This window comes from Flavobacterium sp. RSP15 (genome assembly GCF_003968755.1).
Classification (GTDB): domain Bacteria; phylum Bacteroidota; class Bacteroidia; order Flavobacteriales; family Flavobacteriaceae; genus Flavobacterium.
The window spans coordinates 77,423-99,815 of record NZ_RYDL01000008.1 but is presented as its reverse complement, the minus strand read 5'-3'; the positions used below and the strand labels follow the sequence as shown (position 1 = coordinate 99,815).

Annotated in this window: 18 protein-coding genes and 2 pseudogenes; 6 read left to right on the top strand and 14 right to left on the bottom strand. The window is 35.9% G+C overall.

Going from position 1 to position 22,393, the window contains the following annotated elements; all coding sequences use genetic code 11:
* Positions 1-254: 254 nt before the first annotated feature.
* The 7 genes from EKM00_RS10170 to EKM00_RS10140 form a co-directional block, all read right to left on the bottom strand.
* Positions 255-2,798, bottom strand: coding sequence for a TonB-dependent receptor (locus tag EKM00_RS10170; protein ID WP_126516088.1), 2,544 nt, complete (start codon positions 2,796-2,798; stop codon positions 255-257).
* Positions 2,799-3,041: 243 nt separating this feature from the next.
* Positions 3,042-3,455 carry an RrF2 family transcriptional regulator gene (locus tag EKM00_RS10165; protein WP_126455363.1) on the bottom strand — a complete coding sequence of 138 codons (414 nt, stop codon included), beginning with the start codon at positions 3,453-3,455 and terminating at the stop codon, positions 3,042-3,044.
* A 191-nt stretch (positions 3,456-3,646) separates the two neighbouring features.
* Positions 3,647-4,441, bottom strand: coding sequence for a TPM domain-containing protein (locus EKM00_RS10160; protein WP_126455361.1), 795 nt, complete (start codon positions 4,439-4,441; stop codon positions 3,647-3,649).
* Complete coding sequence (locus EKM00_RS10155) at positions 4,441-4,878, bottom strand: TPM domain-containing protein (RefSeq protein ID WP_126516087.1); 438 nt, start codon at positions 4,876-4,878, stop codon at positions 4,441-4,443. The genes EKM00_RS10160 and EKM00_RS10155 overlap by 1 nt, the downstream gene beginning before the upstream one ends.
* Before the next feature lie 150 nt (positions 4,879-5,028).
* Entirely contained in the window at positions 5,029-5,616 is a 588-nt protein-coding gene (locus EKM00_RS10150) for a LemA family protein (protein WP_126455357.1), read from the bottom strand.
* 69 nt (positions 5,617-5,685) lie between these two features.
* On the bottom strand, positions 5,686-6,018 hold the full coding sequence (locus EKM00_RS10145) for a MerR family transcriptional regulator (RefSeq protein WP_126455355.1): 333 nt from the start codon (positions 6,016-6,018) through the stop codon (positions 5,686-5,688).
* Between the two features lie 76 nt (positions 6,019-6,094).
* Entirely contained in the window at positions 6,095-7,072 is a 978-nt protein-coding gene (locus tag EKM00_RS10140) for a M23 family metallopeptidase (RefSeq protein WP_126455353.1), read from the bottom strand.
* A 338-nt stretch (positions 7,073-7,410) separates the two neighbouring features.
* On the opposite strand from EKM00_RS10140, the gene alaS reads away from it, so the two are divergent.
* The 4 genes and pseudogenes from alaS to EKM00_RS10120 all read left to right on the top strand — a co-directional run bounded on the left by alaS (position 7,411) and on the right by EKM00_RS10120 (position 12,124).
* Positions 7,411-10,104, top strand: a complete 2,694-nt coding sequence (gene alaS, locus EKM00_RS10135; RefSeq protein WP_126516086.1) for an alanine--tRNA ligase — start codon at positions 7,411-7,413, stop codon at positions 10,102-10,104.
* Positions 10,105-10,194: 90 nt separating this feature from the next.
* Positions 10,195-10,425, top strand: a pseudogene (locus EKM00_RS10130) (GxxExxY protein).
* A 125-nt stretch (positions 10,426-10,550) separates the two neighbouring features.
* Positions 10,551-11,501, top strand: coding sequence for a GSCFA domain-containing protein (locus EKM00_RS10125; protein ID WP_126455349.1), 951 nt, complete (start codon positions 10,551-10,553; stop codon positions 11,499-11,501).
* Positions 11,502-11,503: 2 nt separating this feature from the next.
* On the top strand, positions 11,504-12,124 hold the full coding sequence (locus tag EKM00_RS10120) for a DUF4230 domain-containing protein (RefSeq protein ID WP_126455347.1): 621 nt from the start codon (positions 11,504-11,506) through the stop codon (positions 12,122-12,124).
* A 104-nt stretch (positions 12,125-12,228) separates the two neighbouring features.
* Here EKM00_RS10120 and EKM00_RS10115 read toward each other — a convergent pair whose 3' ends face one another.
* The 7 genes from EKM00_RS10115 to EKM00_RS10085 form a co-directional block, all read right to left on the bottom strand.
* Complete coding sequence (locus EKM00_RS10115; protein ID WP_126516085.1) at positions 12,229-13,986, bottom strand: aromatic amino acid hydroxylase; 1,758 nt, start codon at positions 13,984-13,986, stop codon at positions 12,229-12,231.
* A 372-nt stretch (positions 13,987-14,358) separates the two neighbouring features.
* Positions 14,359-14,856 carry a hypothetical protein gene (locus tag EKM00_RS10110; protein ID WP_158614895.1) on the bottom strand — a complete coding sequence of 166 codons (498 nt, stop codon included), beginning with the start codon at positions 14,854-14,856 and terminating at the stop codon, positions 14,359-14,361.
* 99 nt (positions 14,857-14,955) lie between these two features.
* Positions 14,956-16,116, bottom strand: coding sequence for an esterase-like activity of phytase family protein (locus EKM00_RS10105; RefSeq protein WP_233592274.1), 1,161 nt, complete (start codon positions 16,114-16,116; stop codon positions 14,956-14,958).
* 36 nt (positions 16,117-16,152) lie between these two features.
* Positions 16,153-16,554, bottom strand: coding sequence for a group III truncated hemoglobin (locus EKM00_RS10100; RefSeq protein WP_126516083.1), 402 nt, complete (start codon positions 16,552-16,554; stop codon positions 16,153-16,155).
* A gap of 60 nt (positions 16,555-16,614) precedes the next feature.
* A complete protein-coding gene (locus tag EKM00_RS10095) occupies positions 16,615-17,151 on the bottom strand; it encodes a DUF4136 domain-containing protein (RefSeq protein WP_126516082.1) in 537 nt (178 codons plus the stop codon).
* A 50-nt stretch (positions 17,152-17,201) separates the two neighbouring features.
* Positions 17,202-19,238, bottom strand: a complete 2,037-nt coding sequence (locus EKM00_RS10090) for a urocanate hydratase (RefSeq protein WP_126516081.1) — start codon at positions 19,236-19,238, stop codon at positions 17,202-17,204.
* Between the two features lie 17 nt (positions 19,239-19,255).
* Positions 19,256-19,444 (bottom strand): DUF5522 domain-containing protein, encoded by a 189-nt coding sequence (locus EKM00_RS10085; RefSeq protein ID WP_126455335.1) that lies wholly within the window; start codon positions 19,442-19,444, stop codon positions 19,256-19,258.
* Between the two features lie 125 nt (positions 19,445-19,569).
* Here EKM00_RS10085 and EKM00_RS10080 point away from each other — a divergent pair.
* A pseudogene (locus EKM00_RS10080) lies at positions 19,570-19,886 on the top strand (hypothetical protein); the annotation flags it as partial.
* A gap of 596 nt (positions 19,887-20,482) precedes the next feature.
* Positions 20,483-22,309: a T9SS type A sorting domain-containing protein gene (locus EKM00_RS10075; protein ID WP_158614894.1), complete on the top strand. Its 1,827-nt coding sequence runs from the start codon at positions 20,483-20,485 to the stop codon at positions 22,307-22,309.
* The last annotated feature ends 84 nt before the right edge of the window (positions 22,310-22,393 follow it).

The following is a 22,393-nucleotide window of genomic DNA, read 5'->3' as shown; positions in this document are numbered from 1 at the left end:
CCTTCAATGGTTTTTCAATGAGCCTATGTATATTAAACTGCCCTCAAAAAGTTAGCCGCTTTTTTGGGGCAGTTTTTTTGTATTACAAATACCGCACAAAAAAACAGAGTATATGCTGCTTTAGAGGACAAAATAGTTCAACATTAAAGGTTTAAAAATGTAAAAAAATTAATACGGTTAGTTTTATTTGCATATCTAGCACAATCAAAACTCAGTTTTACTGGTGCTGTTGTGCTTGTTTATATTTAGTGCTACTATAACGAATAACGAAGTGTAATACCGTACGTTCTTTGATCGCCTAATACCCCTGCATATTGTCCTGAATTTCCACCCGCCGGTAATAGTTGTTCGTAGTACTCTTTGTCTAAAAGGTTACGTCCCCAGAATTGTACCGACAAACCATCTGTTGCCCGGAAACCTACACGAGCATTCAATAAGGCATAACCCTGAACGACTAAATATTTTGAAGCAGATGGACTAGAAGAGAATTCAGAACGGGCATAAGAATCGATTCCAAGGAATATTTTTCCTGTATTTCCAAAGAATCTTGCTTTATCGGAAAGTTCACCCCCTAAAGAACCTGCCCATTTTGAAGCACCAGGTAAAGCAGTTCCTGAAACATCTTTAAAGGATACTGCTGCTCCTGTTTCTTCTAACGGAAGAGGTGCATTTGTAAATTTGACATATTTACCGTCTGTATAGGTCGCTGCTCCATTGATGGTTAAATGTTTGTTGATTACGAAACTAGCGTCTAATTCTACCCCTTTTACCGTTACTTTATCTGCATTGGCAAGATAGCCACGGTTTACACCTAATTCAGCGGACTGTACATTGGTTTGAAAATCTTTGATATCGGTATTAAAGAAGGTAAAATTGAATATTGAGTTTTTAAACGGTGCTGTTTTTACTCCAATTTCATAATGATTTACTTCTTCCGGTTTAATTACTGCAAGTTCAAGAATTGGTTGCCCGGCAAGAGTAGGTAATCCAGCTACGTTTACTCCAACGGGTTTGTAGCTTTTTGCAAAAGTCGCATACACATTAATCTTGTCAGTTGCTTTAAAAGAAACGGTTATATTTCCAGAAAAATTAGTGTTATTTGTATTAGATAAAAAAGACTGATCCGTATAAACTAATTTTTTCAAGGCAATTAAGTCTGGATCATTCGTTTGAAGTCCTCCATATGTTGTACGGTTGTAAGTAGCGTCTTTTTTGTCAAAATTATAACGTAAACCTGGTAATACATGTAAACGTTCTGTTATTACCCAGTCCAACTGACTAAATACTGCCGCACTAGAAGCTCTAATGCGGGCATCGGTTTTGATCCCATATCCTTCAAATAGGCCAGGTGTCTTCCATAAATTACTGGTAGTACTTTGCGCAAATCGCCATTGTGCATTACCAGATTCTTCTGTACCATCTGTTTGTGATGTTTGTTCAATAAAAAATAAACCTACTACACCGCTTAATTTTGTGGTAAGCTGACCTGCATAACGTACTTCTTGTGTTATTTGTGTCTGTCTGGTTGGGTTTTGCGATTTGGCTAATACTTGTAATCCTGTAAAATCCCTATCGTTTGACGGATCCCAATTCCAAAAACGCCAAGCAGTTGTTGCCGTAAGTGTTCCATTACCAATTTTTGTATCTATATTAAGAGAAATACCTCCGATATCTTGTCCTGAACGCCATGGCGTATCGTGGTCAATTTTACGGTCAAACGCGTTTAAACTTGGCAGTTGATAATTCAAATCAGCAATAATAGCATTAAATTGACGGTAAGCCGCTCTTTCTGTTGGTGCGACACCCGCAACTACCTGAGCATATCCATCTGGACGTTGTATTGTGATATCTGTAGCTAATATGATATTTGTTCTTTCAAAAGGAGTATAAAGTAATTGTCCTCTAATTCCTTGATTGTTTAATGTGTTTGTAGGTTTTTCAGTAACGACATTATGGATTAAACCGTCACGTTGCGTTCCTGAAAATGAGATTCGACCGGCGATTTTTGAACTCAAAGCTCCAGTAACCGAAGCTTTAGCTTGCAAAAAGTTGTAATTTCCGTAGGTCACTTCAAAGGTAGCATCTGGAATAAAACTTGGTTTACGTGTAGTAATGTTAAAGGCACCCGAAGTGGTGTTTTTACCAAACAATGATCCTTGTGGACCACGCAATACCTCAATTTGTTCGACATCGATAAAATCTAAAGTGGTTGCAGCTGGACGTGCATAATAAACGCCATCAACGTAGAAACCAACACCCGGATCGATTCCGTCATTTGTAAGTCCAAAAGGGGAACCTAAGCTTCGAATATTAATTCCCGTATTTCTGGGGTTTGATGAATACAATTGAACGGATGGGACAAGTTCTTTTATGCGATTAACGTTAAAAGCTCCGGATTGTTCTGCCTGTTTTCCCGTTATTACGGAGATTGCAATTGGCACATCTTGTACTTTCTCTATCCGGCGTCTTGAAGAAACGACCACCTCGACCAATACATTTTCTTCAGTAAGATTTATTTGTAATGTAGATATCGGTAAGGAAGTAATTTCTATTTCTGAGGTTTTATATCCCACATATTGAACTAAAAGAGTTAAAGGGAATTTTCCTTTCGAGTCAATCGTAAATTTTCCGCTAGAATCTGTAAATGAGTTAGAATCTGTTTCTTTTAGTACAATATTTGCGGCTTCTAATGGTATGTTTAGGTTTGTTGTAATTACACCTTTAATGTTTTGCGCAAATGATATTGAGAACGTTAAAACGGATAGTATTACAAGGGTATTATTTAGATAAATTTTCATGTTAAGTAAGTATATGTAATTAGTAGAATTTAATTTAAATTTTTTTACTAACTCATACACATCATTTGAGAGTTCTTTTTTGTACTTATAATTAGATGTTTTTTGCCGGATCGTCTATGCAAAAAAGGAAACTTACTTCGGTACGTTTTCATATTTTTAAATTTGTATTGTTAATGATATTTTAAATTCGAGGCAAATATATAAGTAATTCTATAAAATTAGTAGAGTTTAAATAATATTTTTTTATTTTTTTACCAATGAAGCAATAGTGATGCCTTCCATAGCCTTTAAAGTTTCTTCTCTAATACTAATTAATCCGTGTCTTAGTAGGCATTCCGACTCATTAACGCAATCAGAACAACGTTCATAAAAATTCAGTGAAGCACAAGGTAGCAGGGCAATTGCACCATCAAAAAGCCTGTGAATATCGGCTAAAGTAATGTCATTTTTGGATTTTAAAAGATAATAACCTCCAAATTTCCCTTGTTTGCTCCCTACGAAATGACCTCGTTTAAGATCCAATAGAATCTGTTCCAAAAACTTTTTTGGAATAGAGGCTGCCTCGGCAATTTCGATAGTTCGAGAAATATGGGTTTCTTCTTGTTGCGCTAAAAACAGCAGTGCTTTTAGCGCATATTTGGCTTTATGTGAAAGCATGTAATATCATTGATTGATTAATTTGGCTACTAATTTGGATTATTGCTATTCTGTAAATAGATTTTAAAAAAATGAGCTAAATTATTGGTATTTAAAAAGAAATCTACTTTTATAAGTTGATTATCAATCACTGTCTTATTGTTTAGTTAGCAAGGTCTTAATTTGGAAACGCATCTCTGTAAGCGGTATTGCTACCAACTACCACTTGATCCGCCACCAGAGAATCCCCCGCCGCCAAAACCGCCACCAAAACCACCTCCAGAAGAGCCTCCGCCGCCAAAACCGCCGCCACCTCTGCCACCGGCAAGACTGCTTAAAATAATAACGTCGAGTAGACTTGGACCTCCGCCACCGGAATTTCCTGAATTTCCACCCCCTTTATTTCGGGATATTAATACCAGTATCACGATCACGATAACTATAATAGGCAGTATCGGGAATTCTTTTTCTTTTGGTGTTTGTTTGCGAACACCTTTGTATTTGCCTTTAAAAACATCAATTAAGGCATCTGTTCCTTTGTCTAATCCACTGTAATAGGTTCCCTTTTTAAATTCTGGAATGATTATATTCCGGATTATTTCTCCACCAGTTCCTGCGGTAAGCCTGTCTTCTAGACCATAACCAGGGTTTATTGCAATTTTTCTTTCGGTTTTAGAGAGTAAAATAATGACACCATTGTCTTCTTTTGCAGTTCCTCCAATTCCCCAAGTTTGTGCCCACCGGGTAGCTAATTGACTTACATCTTCCCCTTTTAGGCTTTCTATAGTGATCACTACAATTTGCGTTGTGGTAGAGTCAGAGTATTTAATCAGTTTTTCTTCTAATTGTGCTTTTTCTGTGGCACTTAAAACCTTGGCATAATCGTAAACAGAGGTTTGTAACGTTGGTTTTTCAGGTATGGTTAATTGCGCAAAACTAACTTGTGTAAATAACAGATAAACAAACAACTTTAGGCAAATTAGGGTATTCTTTTTTTGTAATAACATTATCCTTTAGATATTTCGTTTGATAATTCATTCGTGTCTCCCTCTTGCCAAGGAAAATAACTTTGTAATTGTTCACCGGCTCTGGTGATTCCGTCAATAAGTCCTTGCTTGAAATTCCCGGTTTTAAACTGAACGACCATTAGATCCCGTGTACGATTCCAAAAGTCATCTTGAACAACATCATTGATGCCTTGGTCTCCACAAATTACAAATTGGTGATCATCAACAGCTAAATATATTAAAACACCATTTTTAAGTTCGGTTTCATCCATTTTAAGTTCATGAAAAACGTCTCTGGCTCGTTCATACGCATCCATGGAAGTTGTTTTTTCTATGTGAACTCTAATCTCACCAGAAGTGTTTTTTTCAGCCATGCGAATAGCTTCAACAATCTCCTGTTCGTTTTCCGGGGTTAATAATTCTGCTACTTTTGACATTGAGATATTTTTGAGTTAAGATTAACGATTTTTGATTTCAGCAATGTTAAATCTGAAGTCAAAAATCGTTAATTTTTAAAAGGTTGTTTCTTGAATTTAAATTTGATTTATTCTGACCTATAAAAATATATAAGATTTAATAATCCAATTTTAGAAGTTTACTTCAACAGGTGCATCCGCTCCTTCAACAGCAGTAAAATATGCTTTGTCTTTGAATCCAAACATTCCTGCAAATAAGCTGTTTGGAAACGTTTTAATGTGTGAATTATAAGGTTTAACTGCTTCGTTAAAACGTGTTCTTGCTGTTAGAATTTGATTTTCTGTGCTAGCTAATTCATCTTGTAATTTCAAGAAATTCTGGTTGGCTTTCAGCTCAGGATAGCGCTCTACTGATACTAACAATCGAGACAAAGAACTACTAACACCACTTTGTGCTTTGTTGAATTCAGCTAATTTTTCCGGTGTGATGTTCGTTGGGTCAATAGTAGTTGAGGTAGCTTTGGCACGTGCCTCAATAACAGCAGTCAAGGTACTTCTTTCAAAATCAGCAGCACCTTTTACAGTATTTACTAGATTTCCAATCAGGTCATTTCTTCTTTGGTACGCCGTTTGCACATCTCCCCATGATTGTTCTACTGTTTGGTTCATTGTTACCGCAGTATTATTAATCCCTTTAATCCAGCTGTACATACCAATAATAATAACTCCTACGATAATCCAAGGCAAAAATCTTTTCATCTTTGTTTAATTTAATGTTTGTTGTTTAATTTTAATTGTAAATAGTGGGATCCCTGTTTTGTCTCGGGATTACAATTCGTTTTTAATATTTGTTAATTGTGTGCGTATCGTTTCTAATTTCCGGATTATTTCAAAATTATCCAAAGCCTTCTTTTGTCCTTCCTTCAAATGGGTTTTAGCCCCTTCCAGCGTAAAACCTCTTTCCTTGACTAAATGATAAATCAATTGCAAATTAGTGATATCCTCGGGTGTAAACATGCGATTGCCCTTGGCATTTTTTTTTGGTTTCAAAATATCAAATTCATTGTCCCAAAAACGTATCAGCGAGGCGTTCACGTCAAATGCTTTGGCTACTTCGCCAATGCTATAATATCTTTTATCTTTAGAAAGTTCAATGTGCATATTTTTTATTTTAATCTTTTCTGAACACTTCTTTTATAAACTATTTCGACTGAATACTGAACACTTTGTTAAAGGATTAATCTAGCGATTGATTCTCTTGATTCGCTAATTGTGCTATAGCAACATACTCTACTGCCGAAATGTTTCCATAATAAAAATTAAGCGGATTTACCACTTTGTTATCTTTATGAACTTCATAATGCAAGTGCGGTGCTTCAGATCTTCCGGTACTTCCCACATATCCTATTACATCTCCGCGTTTTACACGCTGTCCAGCTCGTATTTTATATTTACTTAAATGCGCGTATAATGTTACGTATCCAAATCCATGCCGAATTACAATATGATTTCCATATCCAGAGGCCCTATTGTCGGCGGTTATTACAATTCCGTCTCCAGTGGCATAAATTGGAGTTCCTGTTTTGGCGGTAAAGTCCATTCCCTCATGCATTTTTCTTACTTTTGTAAACGGATCTGTTCGATAACCAAAACCAGATGCCAGTCGTTTTAAATTTTCATTTCGCACTGGCTGAATGGCAGGAATGGCAGACAAAAAATCACTTTTAGCATCTGCCATTTTCAAAATGACATCCAGTGATTTGGATTGAATGGCGAGTTCCTTACTTAATACATCAATTCTTTTGGTGGTATTCAGTACCAACTGGGAATTGTCATATCCCTCTAGTACTTTATACCTGTTTATTCCCGGTAATCCCGCTTTCCGGACAGAGTCAGGAATTGCTGTTTTATTGAAATATACCCGATACAAATTATTATCTCTCTCTTCAAGAGCCTCAACTACGCTATTTACCTGATCCATTTTTTTATTTAAAATCGCATAATTCAATCTTAAATTTTCAATTTCGCGAGCCTGCAACCGATCTTTAGGCGTTTCAAAATAAGGGGTGTTCAATAATACAATAAAACTCAAAAAACCAAATAATATCGAGGCCAGCAAAAACAGAATGATAACACCAAATTTTCTTCTTTTTCGAGTTTTTATTTTCCTGTACGCTAAATTTTCAGAATCGTAATAATATTTTACTTTCGACATATTTTAAAATACCCTATTTTTGCACACTGTAAAAGGTTAGACGAACAAATTTAAGAAATGTTTCATTTGTTACACCCTTTTTTCAATAATAAATAAAATAATGTGCCTATTCCAGCTATTTGTTGCAAGTTCTCGTTTATAAATTTTTTTTCTAATGAGCTAGCAGGAGCTTCCTTCGGTTGCTCTGCCACCTCAAGAAAAAATAAATGTATAAATCTCGAAGCTTTTCACTACTATCTGGGGCAAAAGAAATTAAAAGATTTAATGATTAAAAGATTGAAAAATTCAATTCTAACTAATCTTTAAATTTTTGAATCTTTAAATATTTAAATAAAAAAATGAAATCACAAGACGTACGCAAACAATTTTTGGATTTTTTCGCATCAAAGGGACACTTAATCGTTCCATCGGCACCCATAGTTCTCAAGGATGATCCAACACTAATGTTCAACAATTCAGGGATGGCCCAGTTCAAAGAATATTTTCTAGGTAACGGAACTCCAAAAAGCAACAGAATTGCTGATACGCAAAAATGCCTTCGTGTTTCAGGAAAACATAATGATCTGGAAGATGTAGGTTTTGATACCTACCATCACACCATGTTTGAAATGCTGGGAAACTGGTCTTTTGGAGATTATTTCAAGAAAGAAGCTATCAACTGGGCATGGGAACTTTTGACAGAAGTCTATAAAATTCCAAAAGAAAACTTATACGTATCCGTTTTTGAAGGTAATCCAATTGAAAACGTACCATTCGATCAGGAAGCTTGGGATATTTGGGCGGCATTAATTGACGAAGACCGTATCATTCTTGGAAACAAGAAAGACAATTTCTGGGAAATGGGAGACCAAGGACCTTGCGGGCCGTGTTCAGAAATTCACGTTGACATTCGTTCTGCAGCAGAAAAAGCCTTAGTTTCAGGAAAAAGTTTGGTTAACAATGATCATCCCCAAGTAGTGGAAATCTGGAACAATGTATTCATGGAGTTCAACCGTAAAGCCGATGGTTCTCTGGAAAAATTGCCAGCAAAACACGTTGATACCGGAATGGGATTTGAGCGTTTGTGTATGGCATTACAAGGAAAAACATCCAATTATGATACGGATGTGTTTATGCCACTTATCGAAAAAGTAGAGCAAATTACAGGATTAAAATACACATCAAATTCCGTAGGTACAAGTCGAGACTTGTCCGTACCGAATGCAGATGAGGAAAAAATAAATATCGCTATTCGGGTAGTAGTCGATCACGTTCGTGCGGTTGCATTTGCTATTGCCGATGGACAATTGCCATCAAACACAGGTGCTGGTTACGTAATTCGTAGAATTTTGCGTCGTGCCATTCGGTACGGATTTACGTTTCTTAATATAAAAGAACCGTTCATCAATCAATTAGTTACTGTTTTAGCGAATCAAATGGGAGAGTTTTTTCCGGAAATCAAATCGCAACAACAATTGGTTACGAATGTAATTCGGGAAGAAGAAGTATCGTTCTTGAGAACATTAGACCAAGGATTGCAATTATTAGAAAATGTGGTTGCCGAAACTAAAGGTTCAACAGTTTCTGGAATAAAAGCGTTTGAATTGTATGATACGTTTGGATTTCCAATTGACTTGACCGCATTAATTCTTCGAGAAAAAGGATTCGAACTGGACGAAGCTGGTTTTAACGCCGCCATGCAAGAACAAAAAAAACGTTCCCGTGCGGCATCGGAAGTTTCTACCGAAGACTGGTTGCTATTAGTCCCAGGAAATGTAGAAACATTCGTAGGCTACGACCAATCAGAAAGTGACGTAAAAATCACTCGCATTCGTAAAGTAGACAGTAAAAAAGATGGTGTTTTATACCAAATCGTTTTAGACAAGACCCCGTTCTATCCAGAGGGTGGAGGACAAGTGGGTGATAAAGGAACGTTAGTTTGCTCCGCCAGTTCGCTAACGCTCGGGTCTGCAAATGAAACTATCGAAATCATCGATACGAAAAAAGAAAACAACCTGATTTTACATCTTGCAAAAAAATTACCGGAAAATATAAATGCTGGTTTTGTAGCCAAAGTAAATCAAGATTTGAGAAGTTTGTCTTCCAGAAATCACTCGGCGACACATCTAATGCACCAAGCCTTGAGAAGTATTCTTGGAACACACGTAGAACAAAAAGGTTCGCTAGTAAATCCAAACTACTTGCGTTTTGACTTTTCTCATTTTGCTAAAATGACGGAAACCGAATTGCAGCAAGTGGAAGATTTTGTAAATGCAAGAATTCAAGAGCAATTACCACTAATTGAAAGAAGAAATATTCCTTTTGCGCAAGCAGTTCAAGAAGGAGCGATGGCACTTTTTGGAGAGAAATATGGAGATGAGGTTCGGGCAATCAAATTTGGCGAAAGCATGGAATTATGCGGTGGAATCCACGTGAAAAATACAGCTGAAATCTGGCATTTCAAAATCGTTTCAGAAGGAGCGGTTGCTGCAGGAATTCGTCGTGTAGAAGCGATTACAAGTGATGCGGTAAAAGCACATTTTGCTTCGCATGAAAGCACATTGAATGAAGTAAAAATAGCCTTAAAAAATCCTCAGGATATTCTGAAAGCCGTTCATTCGATGCAAGAAGAAAATGTCAAATTGACTAAGCAAATTGAGTTTTTGGTAAAAGATAAAGTCAAAAATATTAAAGTGAGTTTAATCGCTGAGATACAGGAAATTAATGGCGTTCAATTCTTGGCAAAACAAGTCGATTTGAATCCGGAGGGAGCAAAAGATTTGGCGTACGAATTAGGAAATTTAGGAAATAACTTGTTTCTAGTTTTGGCTACAGTGAATCCCGAAGCTTCTGGAGAAAAACCAATGTTGACCTGTTATATTTCTAAAGAATTAGTTGCGGAGAAAAACCTAAATGCAGGACAAGTGGTTCGTGAATTGGGTAAATTTATCCAAGGTGGAGGCGGAGGACAACCATTTTTTGCAACAGCAGGAGGGAAGAATGTCGCAGGAATTCAGCAAGCTTTAGAAAAAGCAATTGAGTTTGTAAAGTAATTATATCGTAATTTTTTTAATATATTGGCGAGAAATAAAAAAATGACTGAAAACGAGATTTCAAAAATTGTTATTGATGTTTGTTAAAAGATGCACATTAAGTTTGGTCCAGGGTTATTAGAATCAGTTTATGAAGTTGTTTTGTTTTATGAGTTAACGAAAAGAGGACTACTAGTTGAAAGTCAAAAACCACTTCCCGTTGTCTGGGATTAAGTAAAATTAGATATTGGATTCAGAACTGGCTTGATCATAGAAAATAAAGTTATTTTAGAAATAAAATCAGTTGAACAAATTGCTAATGTTCATCCAATACAACTTTAAACGTAACTGAAAATTACAGGAATGAAATTTGGCTTGTTAATTAATTTCAACGAACCACCAATTAAAACAGGAATTACAAGAATTGTAAATAACCTTTAACCTATGCGGCTTTGCGAGAAATAAATATGAATTTCAGAACCCAAGTTCCCATTCCTAAAAGTAAGTTTCCTATTGATTATACTTCTAAAATTATTTCTTTAGGTTCTTGTTTTGCGGTAAATATGGCGCAGAAACTGGACTATTTTAAATTTCAAAATAGTTGTAATCCATTTGGCATTTTGTTTCATCCTATAGCGATTGAAAAACTAGTTGATTTTGCTGTTTCCGGAAAGCAATTTACAGAAAGCGACATTTTTTTTTACAACGAACGCTGGCATTGTTTTGATGTGCATTCGGATTTAAGCAGTTCTAGTAAAGAGGAATTGTTAGCATCTTTAAATGCAATGCTGATAGCTACAAAACTGCAATTGCAGCATGTTTCCCATATTATTATTACTTACGGAACTTCGTGGGTATATCGAAATATAGAAAGCAATTGTGTTGTGGCTAATTGTCATAAAGTACCGCAAAAGCTGTTTCAGAAAGAATTACTTTCTGTTGAAGAAATAGAAGAAAGTATAGTAAAGACACTGAAATTAATTCATGTTGTAAATCCTAGTTGCACCATTATTTTTACCGTTTCTCCAGTGCGTCACATCAAAGATGGTTTTGTCGAAAATCAATGGAGCAAAGCCAATATAATTAGTGCGCTTCATGGGACTTTTGATTTTCGACTTTCGACTATAAATTACTTTCCCAGCTACGAAATCATGATGGATGAACTTCGAGATTACCGTTTTTATACTGAAGATATGTTGCATCCCAATCCAGTGGCAATCGATTATATTTGGAAACGTTTCAAGGAAACTACAATTTCTGAAACTGCTTTTGCTACAATGGATGAAGTTTCAACTATTCAAAAAAGTCTTTCGCACAAGCCTTTTAATCCGAAATCTGAAAGTCATTTAAAATTTGAGTCTAAAGTCAGAGAAAAAATCACTAAATTGGAATCAGAATATTCATTTATGAAATTTTAATTATGTTAAGAAGAATAGGTATTGCAATAGTAGTTATCGGGGGAATATTTTTATTATTCAAATACTGCGATTTTAAGAAAAACGACGATGAAGATATCCAGTACAACACAAATCTCATTCAGCAACAAATTCTAAATGTTGGAAAATTAGTAGTTACTGAAGGTCATTTCTCCGAAGTGATTACCTATAAAAATCAGCAAAAATATTTGTTGGATATGCTTTCTTTTGAGAAAAAAGCATTGGTAATAGTCAATGCTGATGTTACAGTTGCTTATGATTTGCGCCAAATGAAATATGAAATAGATGAAAAAAATAAAACCATCACTATTGTCAGTATTCCAAAAGAAGAAATAAAAATAAGTCCAGATATTCAGTTTTATAACGTAGAACAAAGCAAGCTGAATCCGTTTACGGGAGATGATTATAATAAGATCAATAAATCGGTCAAAGCAAATCTCGCCAAGAAAATAGAAAAGTCTTCACTGAAAACCAATGCTCAAAACCGATTAATCAGCGAATTGTCCAAAATATTAATTTTGAGTAATTCAATGGGCTGGAAATTACAATACGAAGGAAAAGTAATCGAAAGCGAAAAAGATTTTGGACAAAAAATAAAATTATAATAGTTTTTTTGTCAGGTTGAGCGCAGTCGAAACCATTTTTATAGCTGTTTAAGCCTATTGAAAAATCTCGACTGCGCTCGATTTGACAAACCTAAATTGGAAAACTAAGCTTTCTCTTTGTCAAAGATTAAATCCAAACCACCAGTAATCAAATGCGCTACTTCAGGTCTTTTTTGTTTTAATTGATCGAGATAAACCAATATTTCCTGTAATAATTTAATTTCATTTCTTTCTTTTAGCAGCTCTGTGATTTCAACAGCTAGTAACCAATCCTTTGGGTGATTGGTTCGTAAATTTTCGAATATAGGCTTCAAGGGAGTTTCTGTATCCCTGGTTTCTCTACTATTTCTAACAGTTTGGTACAAAACCTCTAAATCATCACGTTCTGCGGTATGTTTCGCTTTAATGGTTTTGCTCGCGGGAAGATGCGAAATCAAATCAAAACTATTCACATCTGCAGGGCCTGAAAAAGCCGAAATCACTTTTTTACCCACAGCCATATCATAAATGCCCCATTCTGGTTGAAACAAAATCGTTTCTCCGTGTGACACAGTACAGTTTTTAAAGCGAATCAAAATAATTTCGCCTTGTAAGTTTCTGGAGCCGGTTATGATTTCACCTTCAACAGTGATGCCACCTTCAAACTCCAGTTTGACCGTTTTCGATTCCAATATATCGTAGGCATTCAAATCTTTTGGACTCATGTCTTCAATTGCCAGATTGATTCCTTCCAGCTTCCCAATAGGACTTCCAAAACCCTCAGGATGTGTCAAAGTTCCATGACCAACCAGTTCTTTTTGGCGAGAAGCTAAAGCCGTTTTTCCGATGGTTTGTATATAAATAGGCTTGCCTTCGTGTGCAATTACGGAACTGAAAATTCCAGAAATTTGCAAGCCTGTACTCAATTCAATTGTTCCCAGAGCATTTGAGTCTATCAGTTTTTCTATTCCGGATAAACCGCCCGTTCTAAGTGCCATTTTATTGGCAAATTCCTCTAAAATTAGGTTTAAATAAGCAAATGTTGGTGTGACATAAAGTTGCGGTTGCAATTTTGTGATGTCAAAACTCTGGTTTGCTGCTGATAGGTCGTACGGGATTTTCTTTACCTCGTTTGTCATGCAGTGCGCACTTTCGCCTATTGAAGATAACAAACCGGCACCATAAATTTTAGGATTTTCTACGGTTCCAATGAGACCGTATTCAACAGTCCACCAATGCAGGTTTCTAATTTGCGCCATTTCTGATAATTCACCCATATTGTTTTGCAAATCTTCTACCGCTTTTTCGGCAGCATCAATAACAGCTTGGGGAGTTCCCTCAGCTTCTTTTACGATGGAAAGCAGTCGGATGGCTTCATACATTTCATAATCCTTATGTGAAGAGAGCGCTTTACAGCCTATTTCGCCAAAACGGCGTAAATATTCCGCATATTCCGGATTAGCAATTATGGGAGCATGACCTGCACCTTCGTGAATAATATCTGGTGCGGGCGTGTATTCTATATGTTCAAGTTGGCGAATGTCAGAAGCAATTACAAGCACATTATAGGCCTGAAATTCCATGAAAGCATTGGGCGGAATAAATCCATCTACCGCAACCGCCGCCCAGCCTATTTCAGTCAGAATGCGGTTCATACCGTACATACTCGGAATATTATCAATCTCAATTCCTGTTTTTTTTAATCCTTCTAGGTAGGAACTATGCGCCACTTTTGATAAATAAGCTACATTTTTGCGCATCACATAACGCCAAACCGCTTGATTTATGGGCGTATAATCGCTATAATCCTGAGGCTTAATGAATTGTTTTAAGTGCTTTGGCAATCGGTCTAATAACGGATTGCTTTCTATAGTTGAGTTCATATCGAAAACGTTGTAGTTCTACTGCAAAAGTACGAATTTCAGGAGCGATTTCCCGCTTTTCATTGCAAGTTTTTGCAAACCCGTTTGTTTTTCTAATGTTCCGGCAGGAGAAATAAAAAGGGGTATTCCTCTTTTCTCCCTTTCCTTTGGAGAGGGTTGGGGAGAGGAGTCGCTTTTTATAAACAAGAAAAATCAAAACGGCTTTCACAAAAAGCTTTTCATTGCAATCGGGGTTAGAGGAGTTGGGGATTAATTAGAGATTTTGACATTTATGATGATTTTTGTCCATTTAGTCATTGCGAGGAACGAAGCAATCTCATCAATACATTCCGCGCACAAAGTCTGCTCAGTTCGTCACACTCTCGCTTAAGCTTATAAAGATTTTAAAGCTGTCAGTACAACAATAGAAATTGCTATGAAAATCCAGTTTTTTATGGTTGGGCTGTATTTCCGTTTGAATTCTATATTATTTAATGCGAATACAATAGCTATAAAAACAAATGTAATTATTCCTATAATAAATATAGAAATTAAATCTAACTCATTAGGATTGCTTTGGTTTAATCGATAGGAGTTAATTATCAATGTTATTATAAGCATAATCCAAGTTATAACACTCATCACCCAGCCTTGAGATAAGTTTTTGATTAAAAGTATTGCTGATGAAATAGCAATAAGTGATAGAATTACTAAAGTTATATTTTTTCTGACAGCCATTTGAACAATGCTATGATGGTCCATTAATGGATTTTTCCACAAAAAAGTATAATATTGATTGCAAGTTAAATAGACAAAAAACCATATTAAAATACCGAGGCAAATCTGAATTCCAGATAGTATAATTTCAAACATTCTCCAATTATGTTTCATTGACTTCCGCTAAATTAAACATTGTGCATTCTCATTTTTGTTGGTACTGAATATGTTCTTTGGCGAACTGGATAGAGGATTGATAGCTATTTTTTGGATTTACTTCTTCGCCAACTTAAACACCAAAACCTGCGTTTTTTGTTTATCTGAAAAATTATTATCTGAAATGAAAATAATAGATTGATTACCATTTGCCAATTTTGGACCAAAAGTAAGTCCTTCGATATTATCAATAAAAATTCCCAAATCATCCATGTTAAGGACCAGTTTTTTAGAAGCCAATTCGAATTTTTGATTTTGCAAAGAGCTGTAATTTTTTATATTAGTTGCTTTTTTCAGGTCACACAAAAATACTTTTATCGTGCAGGCTTGCGTTCCGGTAGAATAGGAGCGTTCCACTACCAGTAATTGATTTTTATCATAATACTGAATTGCCGAAACGCCATTTACACCAAATGTCCCTTTCGGATTAGGCTCACGAGCAATAGGTTCCAGTTTATAGCCGTATTGAGCGGTGTTCTTTTTTGTTTTGACATCAAATTGATACAACCGAATCAAACCGCCTTCGCTGGTATTGGCTTGGTCGCCATCTTCAAATAATGGTTCTTCAATATTGGTATAGACATTTTTATAGTTTTTGTCAAAAGTAATTCCCTCTAAAGCGCCGTTGTTTCGCGGACCTTTTTCCAGTTTCTGCATTTTTAAATTTTCCGGTAAGGTGACATTGCCTAGAAAATCACCTTTTAAATTCATGAAATTTAGAGAAGGATCTTGTAAAACTTCCTTATCTGCTGTTAGCACTCGAGCGCCTTCGCTACTCCAAACCAAAGTGTTCGTTATTGGATTGAATCGGATGTCTTCCGGGTCTGCGGAAGTAGTTGGCATGGTATTCCAATTGCCAAACGCTTTCCCAGTTGCATTTTTTAAAGTGGTGACACTTTGGAAATCAATACGTTCAACTTTATTTTCGAGCAAATGAATTTTTGCCGTATAAAATCTTGAATTGTTAAACATGGATCTATCGTCACTGATCAAATAATACAAATCATTCTTGGCATCATAATCGATTCCGGACAATCCGCCCACTTTTGTGTTTTGAAACGTTTCCTCAAAAGGAATTTCAATGGAACTGATTAGTTTTAAACTTGGGGTTGACTTGTTGTCAGCTGTTTGCTTTAAATTGGAACAAGAAATGAGGAAAGCTTGTAAAACGACAAGTAATAATAAATTGCGCATAAAATAATTTGTTGCTGTTTGCAAAAAGGAACATATTTTGGATTGAACCCACTTTAAAAACTATGAATTGTTCGTTTGACTTTTCTCAAGATTGCGGAAGTAGTCAATTTTGTAATTAAACATTTCAGCCATATTTTTTGCCCGAAGTTTAGCTTCGTCGGCTAATGGACCAGAAAATAAGTTGTCAGTTGTTTCAGTGAAAATTTGCATCCAGCGGTCAAAATGTTCTTTGGCGACCGGTAATTGTTTGTGTGGTGGAAATGGACTTCCGGAATAAGAATGCACTTCAAGTAAAATAGTTTGCCAAAAGCGATACATTTTTTCTAAATGTTCCGGCCAGCGATTGCCTATTTTCTCGTTGAATATGGGTCCGATAAATTCGTCTTTTTGAACTTTAGAATAAAAAGTATTCACTAGTAATTTAATATCTTCGAATGTGGAAATGTCGTTAAATTGTGCCATAATTTGGTATAAAAAAAGCCTACGCAAAGGTAGGCTTTTATGTTGAAATGTGATGGTAAACTATTTTACTTTGGGCGGAAATTGTTCAAGAATTTTTGCCACAAATTCGTTGATTTGTTTTTCTTTTTCACTTCGGGTTTCGGTCAAATAACCAACTCCTTCGCCTTGCCAAACCAATTCTTTTTTCTTGGCATCAATTAAATCAATATACAATGTCCCTTCCGTTGATGAGGAAACAAAACTGCTGCGGCCTCCCCAAAAGTAAGGATTCCATCCCCAACCCCATCCGTAACCCCAGCCTGCGTTGAACTGATTTACGTCAATGCGTTCTCTTTCTTTAGTTAATATATTAATCAGCAAATCTGGATTTTCACTTTTGGTCATTCCTTTTTTACTTAATTCTCGATCTATGGCATTGAGTATTCTTTTTTTGTCCAATTCTGATATTTCAACTCGATCGATGCCTTTTTTATGAAAAGCGTACGTTTTGTACGGAGTAAAATCGACATTATTATCATAATCAGAATATACTTTTACGGAAGCGCAAGAGGCAAATACTAAAAGTAGAAATGCGAGAAGGAGTTTAATTGCTTTCATGACCTGTTTTTTTTGATTACTAAATGTTTATTAAAGATACGTTCAAATTTTTAAAAATCCAATAAATTGTCAGCGACTGTATTAGGGATGGTTACTTTCAATAAAGGTTGTGTTTGCATCGCTCTTTTTATAGCAAATACTGCTCCTTCATTTCTAGCCCAGCTTCTTCTGGAAATTCCGTTGTTGACATCCCAGAAAAGCATTGATGCTAAACGTCTTGACGCTTCCTTTGAACCATCAAGAACCATACCAAATCCGCCGTTTATTACCTCTCCCCAGCCCACGCCACCGCCATTGTGAATGGATACCCAAGTGGCGCCACGAAAGCTGTCTCCAATGACGTTTTGTATCGCCATATCAGCGGTAAATCTTGAGCCATCATAAACGTTAGAAGTCTCTCTGTATGGAGAATCGGTGCCGGAAACATCATGGTGATCGCGACCTAAAATTACGGTTTCTATTTCGCCTTTGGCAATAGCCTGATTAAAAGCTTCGGCAATATTTACGCGTCCTTCAGCATCTGCATAAAGGATTCGTGCTTGTGAGCCTACAACCAATTTGTTTTCTTGTGCGCCTTTTATCCAATGAATATTGTCTTGTATTTGTTGCTGAATTTCTTCGGGAGCTGTTTTGGACATTTCTTCCAAAACCTGGCAAGCAATTACATCTGTTTTGGCTAAATCTTCTGGTTTTCCCGAAGCACAAACCCATCGGAAAGGGCCAAAACCGTAATCAAAACACATGGGTCCCATGATATCCTGTACATAACTTGGATATCTGAAATCGATGTGATTCTCTGCCATGACATCTGCACCGGCACGGGAAGCTTCCAGTAAGAAAGCATTTCCATAATCAAAGAAATACGTTCCTTTGGCAGTGTGTTTATTGATTGCTGTCGTATGACGTCGTAATGTTTCTTGTACTTTTGTTTTAAATAAATCAGGAGTTGATGCCATCATTTCATTGGCTTCTTCAAAGGAAATATCAGCAGGATAATAGCCACCTGCCCAAGGATTGTGTAGCGAAGTTTGATCTGATCCTAAATCAATATGGATGTTTTCCTGGTCAAATTTTTCCCAAACCTCAACCACATTTCCAAGATATCCGATGGACACAATTTCATTATTGGCTTGCGCCAAAGCGACTCTTTTTACCAGCGCATCAATATTATCAATCACTTCATTAATCCATCCTTGACTGTGGCGAATATGTGTAATTTTAGGGTTTACTTCGGCACAAACGGTGATACAACCGGCAATATTTCCGGCTTTAGGTTGTGCGCCAGACATGCCGCCCAAACCAGAAGTAACAAATAATCCGCCCTTTGGACTGCGTTTTATTTTACGAAAACCATTCAAAACCGTGATAGTTGTTCCGTGTACAATTCCTTGCGGGCCAATATACATGTAACTTCCGGCGGTCATTTGGCCGTATTGAGAAACGCCTAAAGCATTCATTTTTTCCCAATCATCCGGTTTAGAATAATTAGGGATTACCATGCCGTTTGTTACTACAACTCGTGGCGCTTCTTTGTGCGAGGGAAATAATCCCATTGGATGCCCGGAATACATCGTCAATGTTTGCTCATCGGTCATTTCTGATAAGTATTGCATCGTCAATAAATACTGTGCCCAGTTTTGGAATACAGCTCCATTGCCGCCATAGGTTATCAGTTCGTGCGGATGTTGTGCCACGGCGTAATCCAGATTGTTTTGAATCATCAGCATAATTGCTTTGGCCTGTTCGCTTTTTCCAGGATATTCATTTATTGGACGCGCACGCATTTCATAATCGGGACGAAAGCGATACATATAAATACGGCCGTATATTTCTAATTCTTGTCGAAATTCTTTTATTAGCTCATTATGATGTTTTGGTTCAAAATAACGCAAAGCATTACGAAGGGCTAATTTTTTTTCTTCATTCGAAAGGATTTCTTTACGCTTTGGTGCGTGATTGATATCCATATCGTATGGTTTTGGTTTTGGTAAAACCGATGGGATTCCTTGTTGTATTTGTTCTTGAAAAGAGGTCCTAGTTTCTGAAATCGGAATCGTGGTAGGAGTTATGTGAGGTGAGTTAGTCATGGTAATGTAAGCTTTTATTATTCATAATCTCTTCTTTTTTCCCCTTTGGGTGTTAGCGGGCTTTTATACGGACAATGGCGACAGCCACTTTTACAGCAATAACCCCGTTTTAAATGGTATTTTTCAGTAAAACATTTATAGCCTTCGGGTGTGTAATAGAAATCTTCCCCTTCTATTAATTTATTTTCAGTATTTTGGTCCATCATATTTGGTATTGTGCGATTGCAGGCGTCATTCGATTTCGTTCAATTGCTAAATTGGGATTCAAACGATTGCGCTTTTTCATTAAAAAGGACCACTTTAGTAGTACAAATTTATAATTTTATAGCGAATGTTTCTGATTGTTTCTAAATATTTAATTCCAAAAGGATACAGTGGATTAGCGGTATTCCCATTTGCTGGGGTACAATATCAAGAAGATAGAACAAATATCAGTTTAATTAATCATGAAAAAATTCATTTGCGCCAGCAATTAGAATTATTAATTATTCCTCTTTTTCTTGGTATCTGTTAGAATATTGTTTTCGATTGGTTCGGTATAAAAATGCAAATTTGGCTTACGGAAATAGTAGTTTTGAAAGAGAGGCGTATGCTCATGAGAGGAATTTTCATTACCTTAAAAGACGACTTTTTTACGGTTTTTTAAATATTTATGATCTATCGGCCAGTTTTTTTTGTTTTAATGTTTTTTTTTATTTTAAACGGCCGGGCTTTTTTTTATTAAATAAAAGGGATTGAACTACTGAAAATGATTTTTTTTATAACAAGTAGCAAGAAAGATATATTGTCGCAATTATTAAAAAGAGTTTTTGCCACAGATTGTAAGGATTAAAAAGATTTTAAAATTACATAACGAATTAATCTGTGGTAATCTGTGAAATCTGTGGCAAAGAAATTTAGTATTTTATTAAAATACGACATTAAATTTTAGTCATTACTTACTTTGGAGAGTTTTGTATTGTTTTAATTTTGTTTATTTTTAATTTTATTTTTTTGAAAGGAATAACTTATTTAAACAATAGGTATAATTAGTTAAACGAATTTTAAATACTTTTTATTGGTACTTAGTCAAATAAAGATCCTGTTTTTTTGTAATTTTACTCGTTTTTAGAGAAAATTTCATGTTTTGGTATTGAAAAAACTGATTTGTAGTTTTATTATGCAAGCAAGATTTTTTAAGAGGATATATTTTGACCATAGTTTTAGAAAAAATAATATAGAAAAACAACTTAACATATATGCTTATGAACGCAGCAAGACTTAAACAGATAGTGGCAATTTTTGCGATAATTTTTTTGCAAAACAACATGAGTGCTCAAATGTATGTGAGTCCTAATAGTTATGTTTTTGTCAATAATGAGGTTGTTTTCATTAACCAACAATTAGAACTAAATGCGGTCAACAGTAATTTTTATTTAAGGGAAAATGGGCAGTTGATACAAGGGACAATTGCAGCAGGAACAAATCAAGGATTAGGAAGTTTGTCCGTATTTCAGGAAGGAACAACTAATAATTTTCAATATGACTATTGGTGTTCGCCTGTGGGACAAACAAGTGTCACCGCCGGAAATTCTCCTTTTGGGGTGACTCAACTTAAGGATGTTGATGGTTTGATTGCTTTCAAAGAGCCGGCAATATTGTCAATGAGTAATTATAATGGAACGGCGAATCCGTTAGCAATTGCACCCTTTTGGGTCTATAAATTAATAGCTTCATCAGGCTATTCGAATTGGGTACGAGTGGGAGCCAGTTTCGGTCTGAACGCAGGAGAAGGATTTACAATGAAAGGAACATCAGGTACAAATGGCTTTACTGTAAATGGCGTTCAAAATAATCCCGGAAGTCAACAGCGATATGATTTTAGAGGAAAACCAAATGACGGAACAATAGCAATACCCGTTGCAGTGGAACAATTTACATTGACAGGAAATCCGTATCCATCCGCAATTGATTTATCAGCCTTTTTGCTGGCAGAAACAAATTGTACCGGAATAGCCTATTTTTGGGAACAAGACGCCACAGTGAATTCACATTATATAGCGGATTACAAAGGGGGTTATGGTGCTTTTTCCCCGGGTGCATTAGGAAGTGCCGGAATTTATGTTCCAGCTACTTTTAATTCGTATGACGGTTCTGGTAATGAAGGCGCAGCAGGCGTAACCGGAGGGAATTATCAGAGACGTTTTTCTCCAATAGGACAAGGTTTTTTGATTGGGGGATTAGCAAACGGTTTTGTTGAGATGAAAAATAGTTATAGGAGATTTGTTAAAGAAACGGTAAGTAATCAAGCCCCTACGAGAATAACGGGTGTTTCTAAAACAAAAAAAAATATTGGTTTGATGACTCAAAAGCAATCCGGATTTGATTACACATCGCTAGATTTAGTTACAACGCCACAAATCAGATTCAATACCTTGATGAACGACCATGGTGTGCGTCAATTAGCATTGGCATTGATTCCCGAAGCTACTGATGGAATTGATCGGGCTATGGATGCCATTTCTTCTAGTGATAGTACTCCGGCAGATGTTTATTTTGTACTAGAGGATTCTGAGTTCATTATCAATGCAATCCGTTTTGATAGTGATAAAAAAATCCCCTTAGGTTTTAGAAATGATAAATCAGCCAATTATAAAATCACAGTTAATGAAATTTTAAATCTTCCAGAGGTAGCAAACATTTATCTGCATGATAAGAAATCGGACAGATATTTTGATATCAAGAACGATTTCCATGAATTGTCACTTCCGGCTGGTGTCAATAATACACAGTTTGAAATTACCTTTAAAAACAATTCCAGTTTAGGTGTCGAAGAGGCAGTGCGTAAAGATTTTGTAATTTATCAAAACAATTCTGCAAAAGATCTAAAAATCAGTAATCCCATGTTATTGGATCTCGCTGCCTGCAGTTTATATGATGTCGCCGGAAAATTGATTTTTAAAAAAGAAAATTTGGGAGTTAATGCAAGCTATGCGTTTTCTACTGCGGGTCTTCGCGATGGAATTTACATCGTAAAATTAGCCACAAAAGACAAAATAGAGGTGGGTCAGAAAATTATAATTAAAAATTAAATCCTTTTGAAAAGAATTAATACAAAATGCGATCTATAAAGGTTGCATTTTTTTATATATAAATTTACCTTTGTGTTAAAAAAT